The 686-nt window shown below is 60.8% G+C and carries 1 protein-coding gene; it reads left to right on the top strand.

Annotation, left to right across the window (positions count from 1 at the left end; all coding sequences use genetic code 11):
* Positions 1 to 170: 170 nt before the first annotated feature.
* The coding region (locus RA20_RS24405; RefSeq protein WP_039135562.1) for an aminotransferase class IV at positions 171 to 686 on the top strand (516 nt) is incomplete at its 3' end.

The following is a 686-nucleotide window of genomic DNA, read 5'->3' as shown; positions in this document are numbered from 1 at the left end:
CTTCCGGCATCGGTGCCCCCTCGTCTGTCTTGCAGGCCAGTTTATGTCAGCCTTGTTGACATTCCAAGGGTGAAGATGTATCGAATCGCAGCTTTGGCGCAAGATTATGTCCGAACCGGTCGTATCAGGCGCAATTAATGGAAATTCCGCAAGTTGTAGGAGGGTGCGGTATGGCAGGCTATGATGACCGCGATGGTGTGATCTGGATGGACGGCGAACTGGTCGACTGGCGGGATGCCAAAGTGCATATCCTGACCCATGCGATGCACTACGCCTCTTCGGTGTTCGAGGGCGAGCGCGCCTATAACGGCAAGATCTTCAAGAGCCGCGAGCATTCCGAGCGCCTGATCGCCTCGGCCGAGGCGCTGGACATGCCGATGCCCTATACCGTCGACCAGATCGAGGCGGCCAAGGAAGAAACCCTGAAGGCTTCCGGTCTGCAGGACGCCTATGTGCGGGCGCTGGTCTGGCGCGGCTCGGGCGATGACATGGGTGTGGCTTCCGCCGCCAACCCGGTGCGCATGGCAATCGCGGTCTGGGGCTGGGGCGCCTATTACGGCGACGCCAAGATGCAGGGCGCCAAACTGGCGATTGCCGAGTGGAAACGCCCCTCGCCGGAGACCATTCCGGTCCACGCCAAGGCAGCCGGCCTCTACATGATCTGCACCATTTCCAAGCACAAGGCG

This window comes from Leisingera sp. ANG-Vp (genome assembly GCF_000813725.1).
Taxonomy (GTDB): Bacteria; Pseudomonadota; Alphaproteobacteria; order Rhodobacterales; family Rhodobacteraceae; genus Leisingera.
The sequence above is the reverse complement of the archived record's forward strand: the minus strand, read 5'-3'. Positions and strand labels throughout refer to the sequence as shown.